The following is a 23414-nucleotide window of genomic DNA, read 5'->3' on the forward strand; positions in this document are numbered from 1 at the left end:
CGGACCCGCGTCGCTCAGATCCTGCAGGCCTCAGATCCTGCAGGGCCTCAGATCTCCCAGGGCGCCTTGATGGGGAAATACTTCTCCAGGAACCCGGTCACCAGCTGCGCCCGCTCGTCGGCAGGGACTTCCGGGAAGCTGCCGTCGTTGAGGCAGAAGAAGTCCATGTTCCGCTTGGCCAGCAGCTTGGGAAGGTAGTTCACCCCTGCCCGGGCGGTGGTGTCCACATAACGCACCTTGGCGGCCGTCTGGGTCACCGCCCGGCCGGTCAGCAGCGCGTAATAGTGGTAGAAGGAATTGGTCACGGAGATGTTGTCCGCGGCGCGGAACCTGCTGGCCGCCGTCTTGCGGAACTCCTCGGGGAACTCGCGCTCCATCCGGGATACCACGCTGCGCCGCAGCGGCGCCGCCGTGTGTTCCAGGTGGCGGGTGGTGATCCGGCCGAAGCGGTTCCACAGCAGCTTCCGGTTCACGCGGGCGGCGTTCTCGAAGCCGCTGCGTTCGGCAGCGTTGTCGCCCAGCCCGATCCGGGTCTCGGCTTCAATGAACTTGGTGATGCCGCCGGGCGTGAAGAACATGTCCGGTCCGACGGGGCGTCCGAAGAACATGTCGTCGTTGGAGTAGAGGAAGTGCTCCGAGAGCCCCTCGATGTTGTGGAGCTGGCATTCCACGGCCTGCGAGTTGTGCGTGGGCAGGACCGACGGATCGGAGAAGAATTCCTCGCTCCGGACAATGGTCACGGACGGGTGCTCGGCGAGCCACTCGGGCGCGGGGGAGTCGGTTGCGATGAAGATGCGGCGGATCCAGGGCGCGAACATGTAGACCGAGCGCAGGGCGTACTTCAGTTCGTTGATCTGCCGGAACCGGGCTTCGTGGTCGTCGCCTTCGCCCAGGACAACGCCCTGCTGCTGGGCGCGGCGGGCGGCGATGTACTCCGGCGAGCTGCCGTCAACCCACGAGAACACCAGGTCGATGTCGAAGCTGATGTCGCTGGCGTGGTCAGCAAACATGTTTTCGATGGTGGGCCAGCTGTGCCCGTACCGTTCCACGGTTCCCCTGACGGCGTCCTGGGTCAGCATGGTGCGGCGGGTGAGGGAATTTTCGATGGGCAGGATCAGCTGGTCGCCCTCGAAGCTCCACAGCTCCAGCTGGACGCCCGCCGAGGACCCGAACTCGAAGCCGCCGTCCGGCTCAACGCGCGGACGGTACAGGCGGAAGATGCGCGCCTGGCGGTTGGGGGACAGCTCGCCGTCGGCTACCAGCACCGAGGACTTTTTCTTCGCGTCCACTGTCATGGAATAGACGGGCTCGTTGCGGCAGGCTTCAACGAGCGCAGCCCGCAGCTTTTTCCGGTCCTTCCAGTCCAGCGCGATGACCGGGCGGTCGCTGTTGCCGCGGACCAGGAGGTAGTCCAGGCCGGCACCGGCCAGCACATTGCGCAGGAACAGCAGGTCCTCCACCATCGCCTGGTACGGGGTCCGGTTGTGGTTGATCAGGGCAAACCTGCCCTTGTGCCTGACAACATCCGGACGGTGTTTAAGGCGCGCCTCAGCCGCAGGCGAAGTGACCTCCGCATGGGCACCTGCCTCTACGGACGCCTGGCCGCCATAATAAATTTCGTCCTGAACCGGTGTTTCTGTAATGGTTTTCTCCGCAGCTGAATGGTAAGCGTTCTTACTTGCATAATAGCCCTGCCACTGAAACAGCAGGTTTCGATCCGGCCGTATCGGGACGCATCCGCCCGGCAGGGGCTCAGCTGCCCAGTGCCTCGCGCCAGCTGCGCAGGAAGGCCCCGCCGGCGTCGTCGTGGATCACATCGTCCCCCAGGCCGAGGTCCGCCGCCGTCAGGACGGGGTAGGGCTTCTGTGGAACTCCGTCCGCAGGGCGGACATCCACGTGCTTCACTTCATGATCGTTGTGGTGCAGCCAGTCTGCCATGGCGTAGTCGGTGCGGGAATCCCCCACTGTCCGCCAGGCCTGCGGCGTGATGCCCTGGGCGGCGAGGAGTTCAACCGCACGGCTTGCCCCGAGGTCTTTGCCCAGCCGGACCGATTCGATGTCCGTGGAGATGATGGTGGGGTCCACGCGGTAGTCCACCTCGTCGTCGGAATTCGGCGCGTGGTGGTCCAGCCGGACCACGCCCAGGCCGTGGCGGGCCATCAGCCCCATGGCGTCGGCGTCGAAGAGCTTCTGCTCGGCCAGGTAGTCGGTGCTGGCCACCTCGATGTGCTGTTCCACGGACACCATGGCCCGCTTGGTTTCGTCGAAGAACATGTGTGCCGAGTAGTCCTCGGCAACGAGCCGGCGGACGTCGTCGCCATAGGCGGCCGGAACAGCCAGTTCATGGTCCACATGGATCGGGCCGGGGCCGGCCGCGGTGTAGCTGAACCAGACGGCCCCTTTCTCGCAGATGGCGTGAATGACGGTCCCGGCGGGGATCCCGGCGGCGATCATCGGCTCCATGACCTGTTCCCGGATGAAGGCGTCGGAGCGGCCGGTGTTAAAGATGACCGGAATTCCTGCGGTGGCCAGCGCAACCAGGTCGGCAATGATCCCGGGCTGCACGTCCCGGGTGACGGGGCTCGCCACCGGGCCGTCGACGTCGAGCAGGAGGGCCAGGGGCGGGGCGGACGGCAGGCGGACGCCTGGCGCGGTGCCGGCAGGGAATTCGGTTGCAGTCATGGCTCCATTGTGTCAGCAGGGCGGACTGTGGCCCGCGACGGCGGCTGAAGATCACCGCATGTGACACATGGTCACCGTTTGGCTACAACCTTGGGATGGCACGGTCCAGGCACTTCTCATGGGCTGCCAAGGTGCCTAGGGTGGCATGGTGATATTCAAAGCTGTGGGCGAGGGACGCCCTTACCCCGACCATGGTTTCAACACGCCCAAGGAGTGGGCGTCGCTCCCGCCCCGGCCCGTCCGCCTCGACGAGCTGGTGACCACCAAGCGGACCCTGGACCTGGAAGCCCTCCTCGCCGAGGACTCCACGTTCTTCGGCGACCTGTTCCCGCATGTGGTGCAGTACAAGGGGATTCTGTACCTGGAGGACGGCCTGCACCGCGCCGTCCGCACCGCACTGCACCAGCGCACCGCCATCCACGCCCGCGTGCTGGTCATAGATGGCTAGGAAACCCAAGGACGCCAGCGTCCTTCACGGCCACCATGTTGTTACCGGCCCCGAACTGCGGGCCACCTTTGAAGCTGCGGGCGATCCGGACAATCCTGTCCGGCTTCGCCGCCGCGTGGTGCACGGCGTGGTGCTTGTCGTGCTGCTGGGACTGATCGTGGCCGCGATCATCACCGCCCTGGCCATCATGAGCGGCCAGCTGAAGATTCCGACGACGGATGCCAGCGACAAACCCGCGGCTGTCTGTCCCGCGGCCACCTTCGACTACACCCCCAACGACCAGATCAACCTCAACGTCTACAACTCCACCAGCCGGCCGGGCCTGGCCCGGTCGGTTGCGGACGAATTCCTCGCACGGAAGTTCGTGGTGGGCGCCGTGGCCAACACGGACGCGGCGTACCGGGGTGTTGCCGCGGTGGTTTCCGGGGCCGCCGGACAGTCTGCGGCGTTCAGTGTCCAGCGCAACCTGCCGGGCTCGGACTACTTCCAGGATGGCCGGACGGATGCCAGCGTGGACGTGATCCTGGCCGGGGACTACGCGGCCCTCGCCGCGCCGGAACTCGTTGACCAGACGCCCGGCCAGCTCAGCTGCCCGCGCGAAAGCCGCCGGATCGCCGACGACGACAAATGGCCGGTCATCCCGACGGCGGGCGCCACGCCCTGACGGTCAGCCGCGGCGCCTTGGGTGCCGTGGGCTCAGCCGGCCACGGCGGGGAGCGGGCTGACGCGCACCGGCTGGCCGGCGTCGTCGAACCGTGCCCCGGCACCGAGCTGGATGAAGCGTACCGTGCGGGAAATCCGCGCCTCAAGCTCCGCCGGCTCATCGCTTCCGCGGGCCGCACTGGAGGAAAGCGTGCCGTGGACCAGCTGCGCCTGCTGTGCGATATCGGCGGCCGGCAGGTATCCCTGCTCCATGCCGTCACGCAGGATTCCCTGCAGCAGGACGCTGAGCTCACCCACATGGTCTGCCAGTTTGGCGAAGGACGACGGCGACAGCACCGCAGCCATCGCCGGTCCCGGGGGCAGGTGGCGCCGGCTGAGGTCTTCCACCTGGGCGCGCACGTACAGCGCGAGCCGCTCCACCGGGTTGTCCAGCCTGCCCAGGGACTCGCGCAGTTCAGCAAGGAACCGCTCGGTCTCGTCCAGGGCGTAGGAGATGAGGAGCTCTTCGATGTCGGCGTAATAGTTATAGACCGCCGTGCGCCCGACGCCGGCATGCCGGGCAACGTCGGTCATGGTCAGGCCGGGCAGGCCATGGGTAAACAGCAGCTCGCCGAAAGCCGTGAGGACACGGCGCTGGGTCTCTGCGCGTTGCGCGGCATTGCTGGCCGCCGAAATCCTGGGCATGCAGACACTTTACCGCGATGTGTCAGTAAAACGCGTGTGCGCTGGGCTGACATGCCACTGAATCAGACGGCGCAGCCGTCCGGGCCGCAGGCTTCGCCGTCGGCGGCGTTGACAAGGACCAGCGGGTGCGTCTCCTGCCAGGCCTGGTTCAGGGCGGCGGTGAAGGTTTCGGACGGCTGCGCGCCCGAGAGCCCGAACTTCCGGTCGATCACGAAGAACGGGACGCCGCTGATCCCGAGGGCGCGGGCTTCCTCGAAGTCGGAGCGGACGTCATCGGCGTACTTGTCAGTGGAAAACAGTTCGGCCACTTCGGCTGCGTCGAGGCCGAGGTCCTTGCCGAGGCCCGTGAGGTATTCCTGGCTGCCGATGTCCTTGCCGTGCTCGAAGTGGTCGCTGAGCAGCCGCTCCTTGGCTGCATCCTGCTGTCCGTTCGCGGCCGCAAGGTGGATCAGGCGGTGGGCGGTGAAGCTGTTGGCCACCACAATGTTGTCGAAGCGGTAGTGCAGGCCCTCGCCCTTGGCCTGCTCGGCAACGTGCTCGAACATCTGGGTGACCTGCTGCGGTGCCAGTCCCTTGCGTGTGCTCAGGTAGTCCAGTTCGGTGCCGTCGTAGTGTTCGGGAAGGCTGGGATCCAACTGGTAGCTGCGCCATTGCACCTCGACGGAATCGCGGTGCGGGAATTCTGCCAGCGCGGCCTCGAACCGGCGCTTGCCGATGTAGCACCACGGGCACGCAACGTCTGACCAGATCTCAATCTTCATGCTTGCCACAACCCGGCCGGTCCCGGGGCCATTCCCGCTGGAGGGTGTCAGGTTCGTCACCATTAAGCGCGAACGTACAGTTGAGGCCCCTTGAGTTCGGGCGGGTGGGTCAGACCGGGCGCTCCAGGACAAAGTCGTGTTCCACCGTGGTTCCCAGCCGGAACGACTTTGAGCCGACCTTCCTGAACCCTGATTTCTCGTAGAAACGGATGGCCCGGGCGTTCTGGCTGTTCACGCCCAGCCAGATCCCGGCCCCGCCGGCCGCCGCGGCAGCCTCGAGGCTCGTGTGCATCAGCTCAGTCGCGGCGCCCAGCCCGTGATGCTCCGGGTGGACGTAGCACTTGCTCAGTTCCACGGAGGGCAGCAGCGTCAAGGCGGAGGCCACATCAGCGTCCTGGGCCGGCCGGTTGACCAGCAGGCTGTAGCCGCGAAGATCGCCGTCCGCGTCGATGACCAGGACGGTGATATCCGGGTCAGCCAGATAGTCCTGAAAATGCTTTTCGCTGAGCGTGTTGGCAAGGTGCGCGGCGATGTCCTCCGGTGACGAGGACGGCGGGCACGCCAGCGGGAAGGTGACGGCCGCCAGCGCGGCGAGCCGGCCGGCGTCGTCCGCTGTTGCTTTCCGGATGGTGGAGGTCATGCAGGGATTCTAGGCCCTACTGCTTGAAGGCGGCGTCGAAGGACGTGTTCGACGCCGGGAAGTCGAACTTCTTCAGGGCGGCGAGGGCTTCGGGGGCGCCGTGGAGGCGGTCCATGCCGGCGTCCTCCCATTCAACGGAGATGGGGCCGTTGTAGCCGATGGCGGTGAGGGCGCGGAAGGAGGATTCCCAGGGCACGTCGCCGCGTCCGGCGGAGACGAAGTCCCAGCCGCGCCGGGGGTCGCCCCAGGGCAGGTGGGAGCCCATGACGGTGTTCCGGCCGGTGGGGCGGAGCTTGGTGTCCTTGCAGTCCACGTGGTAGATCCGGTCCTTGAAGTCCCAGATGAAGGAGACGGGGTCGATGCCCTGCCACATGAAATGCGAGGGGTCCCAGTTCAAGCCGAACGCGGGCCGGTGGCCGATCGCTTCGAGGGTGCGGACGGTGGTCCAGTAGTCGTAGGCGATTTCGGAGGGGTGGACTTCGTGGGCGAAGCGGACGCCGCATTCGTCGAAGACGTCCAGGATGGGGTTCCAGCGGTCGGCGAAGTCCTGGTAGCCGGCGTCGATGACTTTTTCGGGGACAGGCGGGAACATGGCTACGTACTGCCAGATGGAGGAACCGGTGAACCCGACGACGGTGTCCACGCCCAGTGCCTTGGCGAGCCTTGCGGTGTGCTTCATTTCCTCGGCGGCGCGGGTGCGGACGCCTTCGGGGTCGCCGTCGCCCCACACCTTGGACCCGACGATCGCTTCGTGGCGGAAGTCGATGGGGTCATCGCAGACGGCCTGGCCCTTGAGGTGGTTGGAGATGGCCCAGACCTTGAGGTTGTACTTCTCCAGGACGGCGAGTTTGGACTCGACGTAGCCGGGTTCGTCCCAGCGCCAGGCGTCCAGGTGGTCCCCGGACACGGCGATTTCCAGGCCGTCGTAGCCCCAGCCGGAGGCCAGGCGCGCGACTTCCTCGAACGGGAGGTCGGCCCACTGGCCGGTGAACAGGGTGTAGGGGCGGGGCATGTCAGGCTCCTTCAGGGACGGCGGGAGTGCCGGCGGCGGCGCTGGCCGGGGCGGCGGGGAGGTGGATGGTGGTGCTGTGCGCGGCGGCGGATTCCTCGATGGCGTTCAGGATCCGCTGGACCTCAAGGCCGTCTTCGAACGACGGCGATGGCGGGGTTCCGGCGTCCACCGCGAGCAGGAAGTCGCGGATTTCGTGCGTGAACGTGTGCTCCCAGCCGATGATGTGGCCCTGCGGCCACCACGCGTCCAGGTAGGGGTGGTCGGGCTCGCTGACCAGGATCCGGCGGTAGCCCTGTTCGCGGGCGGGTGCGGTGGCGTCGAGGAAGCGGAGTTCGTTCAGGTTTTCCAGGTCGAAGAAGATGGATCCCTTGTCGCCGTAGATTTCCAGCTGCAGGGAGTTCTTCCGGCCGGTGGCCACCCGGGAGGCTTCCACTGAGGCGATCGCCCCGGAGGCGAGGGACAGCGTGGCCCAGGCGGCGTCGTCGACCGTAACCTCCTCCAGCCCGGCGGCGCCGGGGCGGCGGGTGGTGAAGGTGTGCGTCCGGCCGGAAACCTCGGTGACCTGGTCCCCGAGCAGGAACAGGACCTGGTCGATGGCGTGCGAGGCGATGTCCCCGAGCGCCCCTGATCCGGCGGTTTCCTTGGTCAGGCGCCAGGTCATGGGGGCTGTTTCGTCGGCGAGCCAGTCCTGCAGATAGGCGGCGCGGACGTGCCGGACAGTTCCCACCCGGCCTTCGGCGATGAGCTCTTTTGCCAGTGCCAGGGCCGGGACGCGGCGGTAGTTGAAGCCCACCATCGACTGCACACCCAACGCCCGGGCCGCTTGCGCGGCGTCGGTCATGGCTTCGGCTTCGGCCAGGGTGTTGGCCAGCGGCTTTTCCAGCAGCACGTGCTTGCCGGCTTCGAGGGCGGCGGTGGCGATTTCGGCGTGCATCCAGCCGGGAGCGCAGATATCCACGATGTGGATGTCGTCCCGGTCCAGGACGGTGCGCCAGTCCGTGGCGGTCTCCGCCCAGCCGTACTTCGCGGCGGCCTCCTTCACGCCGGCGGCGTTGCGGCCCACCAGGACCTTCTGCTCAAAAGCCGGGACGTCGAAGAAGGACGCCACGTTCCGCCACGCGTTGGAATGGGCCTTGCCCATGAAGGCATACCCGATCATCGCCACGCCCAGGGGGCGCTGGCTGTTTGTTGGTGAGGTCATGGTCGCGTTCCTAGAGCGTGGCGGTTTCGGGCGCCCAGTCCTCGGGGAGGGCCGGCGAGGCGGGGGCGGAACTTGCGACGTCCACGAAGTTGCCGGATTCCATGGATTCGGAAATCGAGACCATGCTGTCCAGGACGTGGTACGCAAGGTTGCCGGTGGCGCGGTGCGGGACACCGGCGCGGATGGACCGGGCCATGTCCAGGACGCCCATGCCGCGGCCGTTGGACGGTCCGGTGGCGGGAATCGTGGTCCAGTCCTCGTCACCTGCCCGCCAGAGCTTCAGGTCGCCGTCGAAATTGTTGGGGTCAGGGAGCGAGAGGGTGGCTTCGGTTCCGGTGATCTCCACAAAGCCCATCCGGGCGCGCGGGGATTCGAAGGAGAAGACGCTGTGGGATGAGGCACCGTTCTCGAACTGGGCCATGGCGGACACGTGCGTGGGGACCTCGACGGTGAACTCATCGCCGGCCTTGGGTCCGGAGCCGATGACGCGGATGTCCTTGGCCTTGGACCCGACGGCGGCGACCTTGCGGATGGAGCCGAAGGTCTGGATGAGGGCGGTGAGGTAGTACGGGCCCATGTCGAAGAGCGGGCCGGCGCCGTGCTGGAAAAGGAAGGCCGGGTTGGGGTGCCAGGATTCCGGGCCGGGGGTCTGGAAGGTGGTCATGGCGGTCAGGGGCGTGCCGATGTCCCCGCGTTCGATGATCCGGCGGGCGGTCTGCAGGCCGGCGCCCAGGAACGTGTCCGGTGCTGTGCCGAGCCGGATCCCGGCGGCGTCGGCGGTCTTGAGCAGGCCGAGCCCTGATTCACGGTCCAGGGAGAACGGCTTCTCGGTCCAGACGTGCTTGCCGGCGTTGACCGCCGCCGTGGCCACCTCCACGTGGGCGGCCGGGATGGTCAGGTTGACGATGATGTCGACGTCGGGATGGTTCAGTGCCGCGTCCACGCCGCCCCACTCCGCAATGCCGTATTCCTTGGCGCGGGCTTCTGCTGCCTCCTCGAAGAGGTCGGCGATGACGTGGACCTTGAGGTCCGGGAAAACCGTGAGGTTGTCCAGGTAGGCCTTGGAGATGTTGCCTGCACCGATGACGGCGACACCTACCGGGCCGCGGCCCGTGGCTGCTGCGCCGCTCATGCCTTGGCGCCTTCGGTTGCTGCTGCGGCGTCGGCTGCGTTCAGGTAGGCGAGGCTCTCGGCGATGCCTTCGAAGATGTCCCCGGAGTAGTCGTCGAACTCGACGACGCCGACTTCGAGGGACTTCGCGGCGGCGACGACGTCCAGGACCGCCACCTTGCCCTTGCCTGCAGGCAACTGGGCCCTGGTGTCAGTGTTCAGCGGGCCGTCCTTGATGTGGATGAGCTTCACCCGGTCGCCGAGTTTGGTGAGGATGTCCACGGGGTCCTGGCCGCCGACAGCCACCCAATAGGTGTCCACCTCGAGGACGAGTTCGGGGTCGAGAAGGTCCGCGAAGTACTCGAGGGCGGTGCGGCCCTCGATGGTGGACTCCAGCTCCCAGGCGTGGTTGTGGTAGCCCACGCGGATGCCGTATTCGGCGCCCTTCCTGGCTGCGTCGTTGAGCGCTGCGGCGGTGGCCTGGATGTCCTCAGCGGACTGCCAGCGGTCGGCCGCGATGAACGGGTCGATCACCGTGGTGATGCCCAGTTCCTTGGCGGCGGCGAAGATTTCGTCCTGGTCCTGGCTGAGCAGAGGGGCGTGTCCGGACGGCGCGGTGAGGCCGTTTTCCTTCAGCGCGGCGCCGAGCTCCTTGGCCGTTGCCACGAAATTGTAGGGCTCCACCTGTGTGAAGCCGATCTCCGCGACCTTTGCGATAGTGCCGGGCAGATCTTCGGCGATGGCGTTGCGCAGGGTGTAGAGCTGGATCGAGTAGGTCATGGGTTCTCCTGAACTGAAGAGGGTTTCCACTAAAGCTAGAACTACTTTTGACGAGCGTCAAGCAAAAGTTGGATGTTGATCCTCGATCTTTCTTCAGCGTGACAGGCAGAAGCGTGGTGTGTTATTCATGATCCATGAGCCTCACCCCCGGAACGTCGCCCGCCACCCCTGACAGCGGTGGCGGCCTGGCGCGCGCCGGGGACCTGTTCCAGCTCCTGCGGGACGGGCAGGCGCGCACCCGCGCGGAACTGGCCCTGACAACAGGACTGGCACGTTCCACCGTCGCCGCACGCATCGACGCCCTGATCGCGTCCGGCCTGGTGGGCGCGGCGGGGGAGGCGAACTCAAGTGGCGGCAGGCCGCCGTCGCGCTTTGCCTTCAACCCTGCCGCACGCGCCGTCCTGGCTGTCGACGTCGGGGCCACCCACGTGATTGTTGCCGTAACTGATCTCAGCGGACGGGTCCTGGCGGAGCAGCGGCTGGCGCAGGATGTGGCCGACGGCCCGGAGCCGGTGCTTGGCAGGGTGGTGCACGAAGGTCTCGCGCTGCTCGATCAGGCCGGCCGGGGCCCTCAGGATCTTGCCGGTGTGGGAATCGGCCTGCCCGGTCCGGTGGAACATGCCACCGGCAGGCCCGTGAAGCCCCCCATCATGCCGGGCTGGGACGGCTTCGACGTGGTCCGTTATGTTCAGCGCTCGCTGCCGGTGCCGGTGCTGGTGGACAACGACGTCAACATCATGGCGCTGGGGGAGCGGACGGCGCACTGGCCGGACCACCAGAATTTCCTGTTCATCAAGGTTGCCACCGGCATCGGCTCGGGCATCATCAGCAACGGGGAGCTGCAGCGCGGGGCCAACGGAACGGCAGGCGACCTGGGTCACGTCCGGGTTCCACGCGGCGACGACGTGCTGTGCCGCTGCGGGAACCACGGCTGCCTCGAAGCGCTCGCATCCGGGCCGGCCCTGGCCGCGGAACTTACGCGCCAGGGCGTGCCTGCCGCGAAGGGCAGCGACGTGCTGAGGCTGGTAGCCGGCGGAAACGTGCAGGCTGTCCAGGCCCTCCGCCAGGCCGGACGGGACGTGGGCGATGTACTGGCCACCGTGGTGAACCTGCTCAACCCGTCAGTCATCGTCATCGGCGGCAGCCTGGGCCAGGCGGGCGAGCACCTGATGGCAGGTGTCCGTGAGGTTGTGTACCGGCGGTCACTGCCGCTGGCCACGTCCCACCTGCGGATAGCGCTGACGGTGGCCGGAGACCAGGCAGCCATCCTTGGCGCCAGCCAGCTGGTCACCCAGTATGTTCTCTCGCCGGCGGTCATCGAGGCAACACTGGCGGGAACAGCCGCGGCAGGGTGAGCAGCGGCTAGGGCGCCATCAGCACGTCGATGAACTGTGACAGGCCGTCTGCCACGTCCACTTCCTTGTCGTAGAGCCACTGCAGCTGCAGGCCGTCCGATATGGCGACGACCAGCCGGGCGAGGTCCTTTGCCGGCAGGTCCGTGCGGGCCTGGCCGGCGGCCTGGCGCCGCTCAATGTCCACCGTCAGGACGTCCACCACTTCCGCGAAGCGGTCCTTGAAGTAGCCATGGGAGTCATGCCCGGGGTCGTTCGCGGTGGCGGAGGCAACCGCGTACAGCGTAGTCAGGCCCGGTTCCGCCCGGTTGCGTTCTGCCGACCGCACCATCAGAGGCAGCCCGGCGTCTTTATCCATGGGCGCCATGCTTCGCCGGTCCCGCTCGGCCAGGACGGCGGTGAGGAGCTCCTGCTTGCCGCGGAAGTAGTGGAACAGCGTGGCTTCCTTCACGCCCACCAGTTCAGCCACGCGCTTCAGGGCTGTGCCTTCGAACCCTTCTGTTGCAAAAACGTCGGTTGCTGTCTGGATGATCTGCTCGCGGCGTTCGGCTCCCTTGGCGTACTGTCCGCGCGGCTTTGATGAAGGCACCAAGACAGTGTATTTCACGCTGCGTCACGAAAGCCTAGTCAGACTCGGTTTTTGCGGGTACCATCTTCTGCAGGACCCAACGGAGGGTCACTTTCTGTCAGGAGGCACCGTGGCCGTCACGACCAACACCGGGGATTCCGCAGGGCTGACAGTGCCCGCAACCCCGTCCAGCACTACAGCTCCATCCGTTCCCGCTCCGGGAAGCCCTGTCACAACACCCCGCGCCTATGTCATCGGCATGCCCATCGCCAGTGCAGGCCTGTGGATGGCCGTCCTGGCACCGGCCCTGGTGGTGCTGGCCATCAAGGTTTCGGAAATCACCACGCCGGAAACCCGTGCCGGGGCCCTCAGCCTTGTTGCCGGCGTCGGCGCCCTGATCGCGCTGCTGGCCAACCCGTTCTTCGGACGGCTGAGCGACCGCACCACCTCCCGCTTCGGCATGCGCAAGCCTTGGATCGTCGGCGGCTCCATCGTGGGCATGGGGTCGCTGGTCCTGCTCGGCTCCGCCACCGACGTCGCCGGCGTGCTGGTGGCCTGGATCCTGGCCCAGCTGAGCTTCAACGCAGCGCTGGCCGCGCTGGTGGCCACCCTTCCGGACCAGGCGGCACCGGCCGAGCGCGGGCGCCTGTCCGGCCTCATCGGGATGACCCTGCCCATCGGCTTGGTAGCAGCTGCCTACTTCGCCCAGCTCTTCGACAACGCCTTCCAGATGGCGGTGGTCCCCGGAGCTGTGGGAACTGTCATTGCCCTTGCCTTCGCCTTCACCTTCAAGGACCGTGTCCTTACCGAAAAGCCGACACCGCTGAATCTCAAGGAGATCGCGGGATCCTTCTACTTCAACCCGCGCACCTATCCCGGCCTGGGCTGGGCCTGGTTCACCAAGTTCCTGGTCTACATCGGCTACTGCGCCGGGCTGCTCTACCTGCCGTACTTCTTCGCCGACCACCTGCGCGTCGCCGAAACCGAAGTGGCCGCGCTGGTCTTCCAGGCCACCCTAGTCAGCTCCCTGGGAACAGTCGTCACCAGCCTCGCCGGCGGCTGGATCAGCGACAAGATCGGCAAGCGCAAAGGCATGGTCATCGCCTCCGCCATCATCATGATGGCCGGCCTGGTGGTCATCGCCACCAGCACCACCACGGACCAGGTCCTGGTGGGGCAGGCCATCGCCGGCATTGGCCTGGGCTGCTTCGGCGCTGTTGACGTCGCCCTCATCACCGACCTGCTGCCCGGAGGCCAGACCGACAACGCCAAGACGTTCGGTGTCTTCAACATTGCCCAGGCGCTGCCGCAATCGCTTGTCCCTGCACTGGCGTTCCCGGTTATCACCCTTGGCGGCTACCCCGCCCTCTTCATCGGCGGGGCCGTCGTCGGCATCATCGGCGCCGTCCTCGTAACCCGCATCAAAGGAGTCAAGTAGATGAATCCCACCCTTTCCCCGGCCGTAACGGCTCCCGCCGCCGGGTCCCCGGACGCAGAAGCCCGTATCCGGGAGCTGGCCGAAGGCCTCTCCCTCGAACAGCAGGTCCAGCTCCTGACGGGCGCGGACGTGTGGGCCACCCACGCGCTGCCCTCGATCGGGCTCTCCCGGGTGGTCCTTTCGGATGGTCCGTCGGGCGTCCGTGGCGAAGACTTCGATGAACGCCATGACTCGGTCTCACTGCCGTCGTCGTCTGCCCTGTCCGCGACCTGGAGCGTGGAAACGGCACGCCGCTACGGCCAGGTCCTCGGCCAGGAGGCCCGCCGCAAGGGTGTCCACGCGGTCCTCGGCCCCACCATCAACCTGCACCGCTCGCCGCTGGGCGGCCGGCACTTCGAATGCATGAGCGAGGACCCCCGCCTTACCGCCACCCTGGCGGCGGGCTACGTGGCCGGTGTCCAGTCGATGGGCGTCGGTGCGACCCCCAAGCACTATCTTGCCAACGAGTCCGAAACCGAGCGCTTCACGTCAGACTCCGTGGTGGACGAGCGCCCCCTCCGCGAGCTGTACCTGGCCGCCTTCGAGGACGCGATCACCGAGGCGCGCGCCTGGCTGGTGATGAGCTCCTACAACTCCATCAACGGCACCACGGCCAGCGAAAACGAGCTGCTCAAGACCCCCCTGTCCACCGAGTGGGGCTTTGACGGCGTGGTTGTTTCGGACTGGACCGGTGTCCGCTCCGTGGAGTCGGCCAACGCCCACCAGGACCTGGAGATGCCCGGGCCTGTGGGCCACTGGGGCCCCAAGCTGCTGGCAGCTGTTGAAGACGGCCGGGTCAGCAGGGCCGCCATCCTCGAAAAGGTCATCCGCATCCTCCGGCTCGCCGCCCGCGTCGGTTCGCTGGACTCCGTCGCCCCGGCCGTGACCGACCTTCCGGAACAACTCAATGCCTCCGCCGTCGCACGCGAAGTGGCAGTCCGCGGCGCCGTGCTGGTCCGCAACAAGGACGACCTGCTGCCCCTTGACCCGTCGGCACTGGCGAGCATTGCGGTCAGCGGTCACAACGCCGAGGAGGCCCGGACCCAGGGTGGCGGCAGCGCCACAGTCATGCCGAAGTACACCGTCTCGCCGCTGGACGGACTCCGGGACGCGCTGCCGTCCGGTGTCAGCGTCAGCTACACCCGCGGCGCCAAGGTGGCCGAGGGGCTGCAGGCCTTCCCGCGCACCTCGCTGCACAATCCGGTCTCCAATGTCCCCGGCATGCGGGTGACTTTCCTGGACGCCGACGGCGCGGACATCTCGGGTGAGGACCGGCTGGCATCGCACCTGATCTGGTTCGGCGTCGGGATCCCGGAAGGGTCTGCGGCCATTCGGATGGAAGCTGACTGGACGGCCCCGACGGCGGGCATCCACCACCTCGGCGTCGGAACCGTGGGACGGATCCGGCTCTCGCTCAAGGGCGACGAAGTATTCAACGGCGAGATCGAGGACGACACCGACGTCCTCGGCGCCGCCCTCTTCGACCCGCCCAAGACGGTCCACGCCGTCCAAACCGCAGCAGGCGAGCGGGTCCGGATCGAGGCCGTCTACGAGCTGCCCAAGCAGCAGGCCATCCCCTTCACCGCCATCCTGCTGGGTGAGGAGACCGTGGTGGAGGACCCGCAGGCCGAGATCGAGGCAGCGGTGGAAGCCGCGAAGGCCGCGGATGTGGCCGTGGTGGTGGTGGGCACCAGCGCCGCCATCGAGTCCGAAGGCTTCGACCGCAAGGACCTGGACCTGCCCGGCTACCAGGACCAACTGGTGGAGGCTGTGGCCGCTGCCAACCCCCGCACCGTTGTGGTGGTGAACTCCGGCTCGCCCGTGCTGATGCCGTGGCTCGACAAGGTGGGGGCCGTCCTGCTCGGCTGGTTCGGCGGCCAGGAGTTCGGCCGGGCCATCGCGGACATCCTGGTGGGTGCGGAGGAGCCGGGCGGACGCCTGCCCACCACCTGGCCGGCCGCGCTCGGGGACGTTCCGGTGCTCAACACCGCGCCCGTGGACGGCAAGGTGGTCTACTCCGAGGGCATCCACGTGGGCTACCGGGCCTGGCTGAAGCAGCAGGCTGAAGGCGGCGCGGCTCCGGCCCTGCCGTTCGGCTACGGCCTGGGCTACACCACGTTCGAGCTGTCCGCCCCGCACGCGCCGCAGTCCGTCCCCGCCGGCAACGACGTGGTGGTCCACGTCCCCGTCCGCAACACCGGCAGCCGCTCCGGCCGCGAAGTAGTCCAGGTGTACCTGGAGCGTGCGGAGTCCGCCGTCGAGCGGCCCGTCCGCTGGCTGGCGGGATACGCCGGAACGCACCTGGCCCCCGGCGGCACCGACAGCGTCGAGGTGCGGATCCCCGCCCGCTCCTTCGCCCATTACGACGGCGGCTGGCAGTTTGAGCGCGGAACGTTCCGGATCCTGGTGGGCCGGCACGCGGCCGACGACTTCCAGGTCCTGGACATCGAGCTGCGCTAAGGCGCTTTAAACGACGGCGGCCGGGCGGTTCCCTTTTCGGGGAGCCGCCCGGCCGCCGTCGTACGGGGTACTTCAGCGTCAGCCGCTGATGGTGCGGATGGGGGAACCGGCCAGCCAGGCCGTCACGTCCTCGAACGCCCCGCCGTAAAACTCCCGGTAGCTCTCCTGCGTTACGTAGCCAAGGTGCGGCGAGAGGACGGTATTGGGGGAGGCCAGCAGCGGATGCCCGGCGGGCAGCGGTTCCTCGTCAAACACATCCAGGGCGGCCCCGCGGATCCAGCCCTCGGCCAGTGCCCGGACCAGCGCGTCCTGGTCAACGAGCGGCCCGCGAGCGGTGTTCACCAGGATGCCTTCCGGGCCAAGGAGCCGCAGCTCGGGTTCGCCCACTATTCCCTCGGAACGGGGAGACAACCGCAGGTGGAGGGTGGCGACGTCGGAATTTCGGAAAAGGTCCTCCTTGCTTACGAGCCGGACACCAGCCTCGGCGGCGGCCTCAGCGGTGAGGTTCTGGCTCCAGGCGAGCACCTCCATCCCAAAGGCCTGGCCGTACGTGGCAATCCTGCGGCCGATCTTGCCCAGCCCCACGATGCCGAGGGTTTTGCCGGCGAGTTCAAATCCCACAGTGGTTTGCCACGTGCCTGCCCGCAGCGAGTTTTCCTCGGCGGGGATGTGGCGGGCGGCGGCCAGGAGCAGCGCCCAGGTCATTTCCGGTGCGGCGGCAGGGGACCCGGCCGTGCCGCAGACGGTGATGCCCAGTTCGGCGGTAGCACCGACGTCGATGGACGCGTTGGCCATTCCGGTGGTGACCAGCAGTTTCAGCGCGGGCAGCCTTTCCAGCACCGAACGCGGAAACGGAGTCCGCTCCCGCATGGCGATGACGATCCCGACGCCGGCGAGGGCTGCCACCAGGGCGTCTTCGCCGGTGAAAGGTTCACGGAAGACCGTGACGGAGACGCCGTCGTCCTCGAGCGCGGCCCAGTCGGCGAAGCCGTGGGCTACACCCTGGTAGTCGTCCAGGATGGCAAGCCGGTGCTGCATGTCTGTTACCTTCGTCCCATTCTTGGCGCGTTCCCCTCGGGGGCTAGGGCCTATCGTAGCTTTGGCGCTTCCGGCAGCGGACGATGGGGGCGCGCGGCGTGATAGCAATGGAAGTGATGAAATCACTTTTTATGCCAACGGGCACCCCATGAACGGCCGGCTTTTGGCCAGGGTCCCGGGCGCCTGGATCCTGCTCGCCTGCATCGGACTGCTGGCGCTCAACCTGCGGGGTCCGTTTGTGGCGGTCGCTCCGGTTGTGGACATCATGCAGGTCGAACTGGGTTTCTCCCCGGTGGTCCTGGGGCTCCTGACCAGCATTCCTGTGCTGTGCTTCTCGCTGTCCGCGCCGCTGGCATCGCTGGCTGCGCGCCGGCTCGGGGCGGAATTCGCCGTCACGCTCACCATTCTTGGTGTTCTAGCCGGGGTGGTTGTCCGCTCGTCGGGCGGCCCTGCCCTTGTCGTTGCGGGCACCGTCCTGATCGGGCTCGCCATCACCGTGGGAAACATTGCCGTCCCGCTGATCATCCGGCGCGACTTTTCACCGCTGCGCCAGGGGACCGCCATGGGCGTGTACACCGCTGCGCTGAATATCGGCTCCTTCCTGACGTCCGTGGTCACCGCCCCGCTGGCCGAGCTGGCGGGCTGGCGGACCGCGCTCGCGGCGGTGGGAATTCTGGCAGTGGCGGCGATCGCCTTCTGGACCGCCGCCGTCGGGGTCCGAAGCGCTTTTGTGCCGACGAACGTGGAAGTGGCGGGCGGCCAGGAGCGGCCCGCCGTCAAGGGCTCCGGCTGGATCACCGCGGGGCTCACGGCCGGATTCGCGGGACAGGCGTTCTCCTACTACGCCGTGACCGCCTGGCTTCCGAGCTACCTTAACGACGAACTGGGCATGTCCGCCTCGGCAGCCGGCGCCGGTTCGTCCATCTTCCAGATCCTCGCCATTGTGGGCGGCCTGGGCGTCCCGTTCGCAGCCAAATACTCCAGCACGACGACGGTGGCTGTCACCTTGGGCGTGCTGTGGACGGCCGTGCCGGCCGGGCTGCTGCTGGCGCCGGGCCTGTGGTGGCTGTGGTCCGTATGCGGCGGCATCGCCCAGGGCGGCGGAATTACGCTGATCTTCATCGCCATCATCAAGCTGGCCCGGGACCAGGCGTCCGCGGGCAGGATGTCCGCCATCGTCCAGGGCGTCGGCTACTGCTTCGCGGCGGTGGCACCGCCACTGGTGGGATTCGTGCACGACACGGCGGGTTCCTGGACTCCCGCGCTGCTGGTGGTCCTGGCATCAGTCCTGACGTTCTTCCTCAGCACAACCCTCGCTGTCCGGCTGGTGCCGAAGGGCCGCTGACGCGTCCCGCCGTCGTCCGTTCCCTTCTCCCGGCCTACTTTCGAAACGCTCTCTCAGATCCTGCGACAAATACAGGGACGCTCGCTCACTTTCTTGAGGAAAGTGAGCGAGCGTCCTTGGTTTTATTGCATTAAGTGAGAGAGCGTCCGGGGTGGGTGGCCGGGTGAGGCGGTCCGGCGCAGCGCCCGCTCAAAGGGTGTTCCGTCGCCGGGCCGGCCCCCGGATTTCGGGGTTCCTGTTGCGAAGGGCATGCCTGCCCGGCGGACGGAAATCTGTTACGCCGCGGCGAGTTCCTCCGCGGTGGCCTTTTCGCGGGCCTCCGTCAGGTACCTGGCGTACGCGGGGAGCGTCAGGAAGGACGGGAAGTCCTGGGCCAGGGTGACTTCTTCGAAGATGTCGCGGGCGTCTTCGAAGCGGTCGCCGTCGAAGCGTTCCAGGCGTGCGAATTCTTCGTCGAGGAGTTCCTCGATCCAGTGGTGGGTGATGATTTCGCCGTGGTCGGTGATGGCGGATGCGAACATCCACTGCCAGATCTGGGAGCGGGAGATTTCGGCGGTGGCGGCGTCTTCCATGAGGTTGTGGATGGCGACGGCACCGTTGCCGCGGAGCCAGGATTCGATGTAGCGGATCCCGACTTCGATGTTGTTCCGGATGCCCTGCTCGGTGATGGTCCCTTCCGTGGCGGCAACGTTGATCAGTGCCCGGTCGTCCGGGATGACGTCCTCGCGGAGCTTTTCGAGCTGGTTGGGACGGTCGCCCAGGACGGCGTCGAACACTTCGCGGCAGACCGGCACCAGGTCCGGGTGGGCCACCCAGGAGCCGTCGAAGCCGTCGTTGGCTTCGCGGGTCTTGTCGGCACGGACCTTTTCGAAGGCGTTGGTGTTGGCGGCTTCGTCCTTGCGGTTGGGGACGGCTGCCGCCATGCCGCCGATGGCCATGGCGCCGCGCTTGTGGCAGGCGCGGACCAGCTGTTCGGTGTAGGCGCGCATGAACGGGGCGGTCATGGTCACCTGGGCGCGGTCGGGCAGGACGAACCGGGGTCCGCGGGTGCGGAAGTTCTTGATCAGGGAGAAAATGTAGTCCCAGCGGCCGGCGTTCAGGCCGGAGGCGTGGTCGCGCAGCTCGTAGAGGATTTCCTCCATTTCGAAGGCTGCGGTGATGGTCTCGATCAGCACGGTGGCGCGGATGGTGCCCTGCGGGATGCCGAGCAGGTCCTGGGCGAGGATGAAGATGTCGTTCCAGAGCCGGGCTTCAAGGTGGTTTTCGATCTTGGGCAGGTAGAAGTACGGGCCCTTGCCCTGGGCCAGGAGGCGGCGGGCGTTGTGGAAGAAGAACAGGCCGAAGTCCACGATCCCGCCGGCCACTGGGGTGCCGTCGATGAGCATGTGCTTCTCGGGCAGGTGCCAGCCGCGGGGACGGACCACGATGGTGGGCAGTTCCGCGGCGGGGCGGAGCCTGTATTCCTTGCCCTCTTCGGTGGTGAAGTCGATCCGGCGTTCCAGCGCGTCGGTGAGGTTCAGCTGGCCCTTGATGACGTTGCGCCAGGTGGGAGTGGAGGAGTCCTCCATGTCCGCGAGCCAGACCTTCGCGCCGGAGTTCAGGGCGTTAATGGTCATTTTCTTGTCCACCGGCCCGGTGATCTCCACCCGGCGGTCTTCCAGGCCCGGAGCGGGCGGTGCGACCCGCCACGACGGATCATTGCGGATATCCTCGGTCTCCCGAAGGAACCGCGGGTCCTGGCCGCCGGCAATGTCAGCCCGCCGCGTCCGCCGGGCCTGCAACAGCTCCTGCCGACGCTCGGCCGTGGCCCGGTGCAGCTTGGCTACGAACTCCAGAGCATCCGGAGTAAGTACCTCGTTCTGCCGGCAAATGGGCTGCGCGGTCAACGTAATGCCATTGATGGTGAAGTTGTCAGTGAAGCTGTTCATTTCAGTCTCCTTAAAGACGAAAAGGGGAGTTCGACGGCGGGTAGCGGCACTGCGGCAACAAACGCACAAGCCGACGGTCCGGGCATCCGGCAGCCTGCGTAAAAGGGGCCCTGTGCCCGCCCCCGACCGAGTTCTACGAGGTCATGGGGCGGGCATGGGGAATAGCAGGCAGAGGATCGTCCGGTCCGCCGGCGGACGCAAGCGCCGCCGTCGAACGCTAAGAGTTAGTGGAACTGGCCTTCTTCGGTGGATCCCACCAGTGCCAGGGTTGATGCGTTCGGGTTGAGCGCAGTTGCGATGTCGTCGAAGTAGCCGGTGCCGACTTCGCGCTGGTGCTTGGTCGCGGTGTAGCCGCGGGATTCGGAGGCGAATTCCTTTTCCTGGAGCTCGACGTAGGCGCTCATGCCTTCACGGGCGTAGCCGTGGGCGAGGTCGAACATCGAGTAGTTCAGGGCGTGGAAGCCGGCCAGGGTGATGAACTGGAACGTGAAGCCCATGGCGCCGAGTTCACGCTGGAACTTCGCGATCGTGGCGTCGTCCAGGTGCTTGCGCCAGTTGAACGACGGAGAGCAGTTGTACGAGAGCATCTGGTCCGGGAAGTCGGCCTTGACGGCCTCGGCGAACTTACGGGCCAGTTCGAGGTCCGGGGTGCCCGTTTCCATCCAGATGAGGTCGGAGTACGGGGCGTAGGCCTTGGCGCGGGCAATGCAGGGTTCGATGCCGTTGCGGACCTTGTAGAAGCCTTCCGGTGTGCGTTCGCCGGTGACGAATTCCTGGTCGCGGGGATCGACGTCGGAGGTGATCAGGGTGGCTGCCTCGGCGTCGGTGCGGGCGATGACCACCGAGGGGGTGCCGGCGACGTCGGCGGCCAGGCGGGCGGCGTTCAGGGTGCGGACGTGCTGCTGGGTGGGGATGAGCACCTTGCCGCCGAGGTGGCCGCACTTCTTCTCCGAAGCGAGCTGGTCTTCCCAGTGCACACCTGACGCGCCGGCCTGGATCATGGATTTCATGAGCTCGTAGGCGTTCAGCGGGCCACCGAAGCCGGCCTCGGCGTCGGCAACGATCGGCACCATCCAATCTTCAACGGTCTGGATGCCTTCGGAGAACTCGATCTGGTCGGCCCGCAGGAGGGCGTTGTTGATGCGGCGCACCACCGTCGGAACCGAGTTGGCCGGGTACAGCGACTGGTCCGGGTACGTGTGGCCGGAATTGTTGGCGTCCGCGGCCACCTGCCAGCCCGAGAGGTAGATGGCGCGAAGGCCGGCCTTGACCTGCTGCACAGCCTGGTTGCCGGTCAGGGCACCCAAGGCGTTGGTGTACCCGCCGGTCTTGTGCTCCTCGGTCAGCTGCTTCCACAGCTTCTCCGAGCCGCGGCGGGCCAGGGTGTGCTCTTCGGAGACACGGCCGCGGAGCCGGACGACGTCCGAGGCCTTGTAGTCGCGGGTCACACCTTCCCAGCGGGGGTTGGCGGCCCACTCGAGCTCCAGGGCGGCGGCCTGCTCTTCGGGCGTCTGCTGGGTGGGCTCAAATGCTGCAGTCATCGTTGTCTCCTTGATTGAGCTCCGGGGTGGTATCCGCCGGCCAGGGCTGCTTCCTTGCAGTCCCGGCCGGCTACCCCGGTGCGGTGTTTCTTTCCGTGATCACTACTTTTCAGCACTTCCAAATACTTCTCTAGGGTAAAACCATGGAAAGAAACGCACTTCTTCGCGTATCCTCAAGAAATGCCCCCTTCAAGCTGGAACCGCAAAGCCGCCACGCCGCCGTCGACCGCCGCGCCCGAACTGGACGTCATCAGCCTGGGCCGCCGGGTCCGCCATCTGCGTAAGGCAGCCGGCATGACGCTCGATGACCTGAGTGCCGCCGTCGGGACTGCCCCCAGCCAGCTGAGCCTGATCGAGAACGGCAAGCGGGAGCCCAAACTGGGGCTGCTGCAGCAGCTTGCCGCGGCGCTGAATGTGGGCATTGACCAGCTGTTGGGGGCGGAGCCGCCCAACCGGAGGGCTGCGCTGGAAATCGAGCTGGAACGGTACCAGCGGAGCCCCATCTACGAGTCCCTGAACCTGCCGAAAATCCGGATCAGTTCGAGGCTCCCCATGGATGTGCTTGAGTCCATGGTGGGCCTGCAGCATGAGCTGGAGCGCAAGCTGAACGAGCAAATCGCGACGCCGGAGGAGGCCCGCCGCGCCAACGGTGAACTGCGTGCCATGATGCGGGAGCGGAACAACTACTTCCCCGAGTACGAGGCGGAGGCGCAGAAGGTACTGACGAGCGTCGGGCACACCACCGGCCCGCTGTCCCAGCACGTCATCGCCGACATCGCTGCCCACCTCGGCTTCAGCCTCCACCACGTGGGCGACCTGCCGCATTCAACGCGGTCGGTGACCGATCTTAAGAACCACAGAATTTATCTCACCCAGAACCAGCGGACGGACCACGACCCTCGGTCTGTGCTGCTGCAGGCGTTGGGGCACTACGTCCTGGGCCACCAGACGCCCAAGAATTATGGCGATTTCCTGATGCAGCGTGTGGCCACGAACTACTTCGCCGCCGCCCTGATGCTGCCGGAGAAAGCCACGGTGGAGTTCCTGCAGCAAGCCAAGCAGGCCAAGGAAATCGCGGTGGAGGACATCCGGGACGCCTTCGCGGTCTCCTACGAAACCGCCGCGCACCGCTTCACGAACCTCGCCACCGAGCACCTGGACATCCGGACGCATTTCCAGAAGACGCACCAGAGCGGCATCATCTACAAGGCCTACGAGAACGACGGCGTGACGTTCCCGCAGGACCACACAGGCGCCATCGAGGGCCAACCGTCGTGCAAGCAGTGGACCTCCCGCGTGGTGTTCGACGTCGCCGACAAGTTCCGCGCGTACAACCAGTACACCGATACCCCTGCCGGGACGTACTGGTGCACTGCGCGGACCGAACGGTCTGCCAACGGCGAGTTTTCGCTCTCGGTCGGCGTGCCGTACGCGCACGTGAAGTGGTTCCGCGGGCGGGACACCACGGAGCGGTCAAAGTCCACGTGCCCGGACGAAAACTGCTGCAAACGGCCGCCGGCGGAGCTGGCCTCGGAGTGGGCCGGCAACGCATGGCCGTCTGCGCGGGCCCATTCGCACCTGCTGGCCGCCATGCCGCCCGGGGCGTTTCCCGGCGTCGACGAGACCGAGGTCTACAGCTTCCTGCAGGCGCACTCCGGGAGCTGAGCCAGCATCCTCTCTCACCTAATGCGGGTTTTCGCCGGACGCCCTATCACTTTCTTGGG

The 23414-nt window shown here is 66.8% G+C and carries 20 protein-coding genes; 7 read left to right on the forward strand and 13 right to left on the reverse strand.

Annotation, left to right across the window (positions count from 1 at the left end; translation table 11 throughout):
• Nucleotides 1–47: 47 nt before the first annotated feature.
• Nucleotides 48–1463: a stealth family protein gene (locus tag J2X42_RS17335; protein ID WP_396134105.1), complete on the reverse strand. Its 1416-nt coding sequence runs from the start codon at nt 1461–1463 to the stop codon at nt 48–50.
• Nucleotides 1464–1752: 289 nt separating this feature from the next.
• A complete protein-coding gene (locus J2X42_RS17340) occupies nt 1753–2682 on the reverse strand; it encodes a hypothetical protein (protein WP_310167077.1) in 930 nt (309 codons plus the stop codon).
• Between the two features lie 148 nt (nt 2683–2830).
• On the opposite strand from J2X42_RS17340, the gene J2X42_RS17345 reads away from it, so the two are divergent.
• Both J2X42_RS17345 and J2X42_RS17350 read left to right on the forward strand, forming a co-directional pair.
• Complete coding sequence (locus J2X42_RS17345; protein ID WP_207307761.1) at nt 2831–3130, forward strand: type II toxin-antitoxin system VapB family antitoxin; 300 nt, start codon at nt 2831–2833, stop codon at nt 3128–3130.
• Nucleotides 3123–3794, forward strand: a complete 672-nt coding sequence (locus tag J2X42_RS17350) for a LytR C-terminal domain-containing protein (protein ID WP_310167078.1) — start codon at nt 3123–3125, stop codon at nt 3792–3794. The genes J2X42_RS17345 and J2X42_RS17350 overlap by 8 nt, the downstream gene beginning before the upstream one ends.
• Nucleotides 3795–3826: 32 nt before the next feature.
• Here J2X42_RS17350 and J2X42_RS17355 read toward each other — a convergent pair whose 3' ends face one another.
• The 7 genes from J2X42_RS17355 to J2X42_RS17385 form a co-directional block, all read right to left on the reverse strand.
• Nucleotides 3827–4477: a TetR/AcrR family transcriptional regulator gene (locus J2X42_RS17355; protein WP_310167079.1), complete on the reverse strand. Its 651-nt coding sequence runs from the start codon at nt 4475–4477 to the stop codon at nt 3827–3829.
• A 62-nt stretch (nt 4478–4539) separates the two neighbouring features.
• Nucleotides 4540–5301, reverse strand: a complete 762-nt coding sequence (locus J2X42_RS17360) for a DsbA family oxidoreductase (protein WP_396134106.1) — start codon at nt 5299–5301, stop codon at nt 4540–4542.
• A 46-nt stretch (nt 5302–5347) separates the two neighbouring features.
• A complete protein-coding gene (locus J2X42_RS17365) occupies nt 5348–5878 on the reverse strand; it encodes a GNAT family N-acetyltransferase (protein WP_310167081.1) in 531 nt (176 codons plus the stop codon).
• Nucleotides 5879–5894: 16 nt separating this feature from the next.
• Nucleotides 5895–6890, reverse strand: a complete 996-nt coding sequence (locus tag J2X42_RS17370) for a sugar phosphate isomerase/epimerase family protein (protein WP_310167082.1) — start codon at nt 6888–6890, stop codon at nt 5895–5897.
• 1 nt (nt 6891) lies between these two features.
• Nucleotides 6892–8091 carry a Gfo/Idh/MocA family oxidoreductase gene (locus J2X42_RS17375; protein WP_310167083.1) on the reverse strand — a complete coding sequence of 400 codons (1200 nt, stop codon included), beginning with the start codon at nt 8089–8091 and terminating at the stop codon, nt 6892–6894.
• Between the two features lie 10 nt (nt 8092–8101).
• On the reverse strand, nt 8102–9223 hold the full coding sequence (locus J2X42_RS17380; RefSeq protein ID WP_310167084.1) for a Gfo/Idh/MocA family oxidoreductase: 1122 nt from the start codon (nt 9221–9223) through the stop codon (nt 8102–8104).
• On the reverse strand, nt 9220–9981 hold the full coding sequence (locus J2X42_RS17385; protein ID WP_310167085.1) for a sugar phosphate isomerase/epimerase: 762 nt from the start codon (nt 9979–9981) through the stop codon (nt 9220–9222). Before J2X42_RS17385 ends, J2X42_RS17380 begins: the two co-directional genes overlap by 4 nt.
• 134 nt (nt 9982–10115) lie before the next feature.
• Between J2X42_RS17385 and J2X42_RS17390 the strand changes: the two genes are divergently transcribed.
• Nucleotides 10116–11336, forward strand: coding sequence for an ROK family transcriptional regulator (locus tag J2X42_RS17390; RefSeq protein ID WP_310167086.1), 1221 nt, complete (start codon nt 10116–10118; stop codon nt 11334–11336).
• A 7-nt stretch (nt 11337–11343) separates the two neighbouring features.
• On the opposite strand, the gene J2X42_RS17395 is transcribed toward J2X42_RS17390, so the two are convergent.
• On the reverse strand, nt 11344–11922 hold the full coding sequence (locus J2X42_RS17395) for a TetR/AcrR family transcriptional regulator (RefSeq protein ID WP_310167087.1): 579 nt from the start codon (nt 11920–11922) through the stop codon (nt 11344–11346).
• Between the two features lie 109 nt (nt 11923–12031).
• On the opposite strand from J2X42_RS17395, the gene J2X42_RS17400 reads away from it, so the two are divergent.
• Nucleotides 12032–13339: an MFS transporter gene (locus tag J2X42_RS17400; protein ID WP_310167088.1), complete on the forward strand. Its 1308-nt coding sequence runs from the start codon at nt 12032–12034 to the stop codon at nt 13337–13339.
• Nucleotides 13340–15838 (forward strand): glycoside hydrolase family 3 C-terminal domain-containing protein, encoded by a 2499-nt coding sequence (locus J2X42_RS17405; protein WP_310167089.1) that lies wholly within the window; start codon nt 13340–13342, stop codon nt 15836–15838.
• 78 nt (nt 15839–15916) lie between these two features.
• On the opposite strand, the gene J2X42_RS17410 is transcribed toward J2X42_RS17405, so the two are convergent.
• Entirely contained in the window at nt 15917–16876 is a 960-nt protein-coding gene (locus tag J2X42_RS17410) for a D-2-hydroxyacid dehydrogenase family protein (protein ID WP_310167090.1), read from the reverse strand.
• A 148-nt stretch (nt 16877–17024) separates the two neighbouring features.
• Between J2X42_RS17410 and J2X42_RS17415 the strand changes: the two genes are divergently transcribed.
• Nucleotides 17025–18221 carry an MFS transporter gene (locus tag J2X42_RS17415; protein ID WP_310167091.1) on the forward strand — a complete coding sequence of 399 codons (1197 nt, stop codon included), beginning with the start codon at nt 17025–17027 and terminating at the stop codon, nt 18219–18221.
• A 275-nt stretch (nt 18222–18496) separates the two neighbouring features.
• Here the strand turns inward: J2X42_RS17415 and aceB are convergent, their stop codons facing one another.
• Both aceB and aceA read right to left on the reverse strand, forming a co-directional pair.
• Nucleotides 18497–20149 carry a malate synthase A gene (gene aceB / locus J2X42_RS17420; RefSeq protein ID WP_310167092.1) on the reverse strand — a complete coding sequence of 551 codons (1653 nt, stop codon included), beginning with the start codon at nt 20147–20149 and terminating at the stop codon, nt 18497–18499.
• 224 nt (nt 20150–20373) lie between these two features.
• Entirely contained in the window at nt 20374–21690 is a 1317-nt protein-coding gene (aceA, locus tag J2X42_RS17425; RefSeq protein ID WP_131133505.1) for an isocitrate lyase, read from the reverse strand.
• A gap of 180 nt (nt 21691–21870) precedes the next feature.
• Here aceA and J2X42_RS17430 point away from each other — a divergent pair, with 180 nt between their 5' ends.
• Nucleotides 21871–23355, forward strand: coding sequence for a helix-turn-helix domain-containing protein (locus J2X42_RS17430; RefSeq protein ID WP_310167093.1), 1485 nt, complete (start codon nt 21871–21873; stop codon nt 23353–23355).
• Nucleotides 23356–23414: the final 59 nt, after the last annotated feature.

It is taken from the genome of Arthrobacter sp. BE255 (genome assembly GCF_031457335.1).
GTDB lineage: Bacteria > Actinomycetota > Actinomycetes > Actinomycetales > Micrococcaceae > Arthrobacter.

Excerpts from the sequence above, each read along its gene's own strand:
- J2X42_RS17430 (WP_310167093.1), top strand. The coding sequence starts at position 21,871 with ATGCCCCCTTCAAGCTGGAACCGCAAAGCCGCCACGCCGCCGTCGACC.
- J2X42_RS17335 (WP_396134105.1), bottom strand. The coding sequence starts at position 1,463 with ATGGTGGAGGACCTGCTGTTCCTGCGCAATGTGCTGGCCGGTGCCGGC.
- J2X42_RS17360 (WP_396134106.1), bottom strand. The coding sequence starts at position 5,301 with ATGGTGACGAACCTGACACCCTCCAGCGGGAATGGCCCCGGGACCGGC.
- J2X42_RS17375 (WP_310167083.1), bottom strand. The coding sequence starts at position 8,091 with ATGACCTCACCAACAAACAGCCAGCGCCCCCTGGGCGTGGCGATGATC.
- aceA (WP_131133505.1), bottom strand. The coding sequence starts at position 21,690 with ATGACTGCAGCATTTGAGCCCACCCAGCAGACGCCCGAAGAGCAGGCC.
- J2X42_RS17365 (WP_310167081.1), bottom strand. The coding sequence starts at position 5,878 with ATGACCTCCACCATCCGGAAAGCAACAGCGGACGACGCCGGCCGGCTC.
- J2X42_RS17355 (WP_310167079.1), bottom strand. The coding sequence starts at position 4,477 with ATGCCCAGGATTTCGGCGGCCAGCAATGCCGCGCAACGCGCAGAGACC.
- aceB (WP_310167092.1), bottom strand. The coding sequence starts at position 20,149 with ATGAACAGCTTCACTGACAACTTCACCATCAATGGCATTACGTTGACC.
- J2X42_RS17405 (WP_310167089.1), top strand. The coding sequence starts at position 13,340 with ATGAATCCCACCCTTTCCCCGGCCGTAACGGCTCCCGCCGCCGGGTCC.
- J2X42_RS17415 (WP_310167091.1), top strand. The coding sequence starts at position 17,025 with ATGAACGGCCGGCTTTTGGCCAGGGTCCCGGGCGCCTGGATCCTGCTC.
- J2X42_RS17410 (WP_310167090.1), bottom strand. The coding sequence starts at position 16,876 with ATGCAGCACCGGCTTGCCATCCTGGACGACTACCAGGGTGTAGCCCAC.
- J2X42_RS17385 (WP_310167085.1), bottom strand. The coding sequence starts at position 9,981 with ATGACCTACTCGATCCAGCTCTACACCCTGCGCAACGCCATCGCCGAA.
- J2X42_RS17370 (WP_310167082.1), bottom strand. The coding sequence starts at position 6,890 with ATGCCCCGCCCCTACACCCTGTTCACCGGCCAGTGGGCCGACCTCCCG.
- J2X42_RS17380 (WP_310167084.1), bottom strand. The coding sequence starts at position 9,223 with ATGAGCGGCGCAGCAGCCACGGGCCGCGGCCCGGTAGGTGTCGCCGTC.
- J2X42_RS17390 (WP_310167086.1), top strand. The coding sequence starts at position 10,116 with ATGAGCCTCACCCCCGGAACGTCGCCCGCCACCCCTGACAGCGGTGGC.
- J2X42_RS17340 (WP_310167077.1), bottom strand. The coding sequence starts at position 2,682 with ATGACTGCAACCGAATTCCCTGCCGGCACCGCGCCAGGCGTCCGCCTG.
- J2X42_RS17350 (WP_310167078.1), top strand. The coding sequence starts at position 3,123 with ATGGCTAGGAAACCCAAGGACGCCAGCGTCCTTCACGGCCACCATGTT.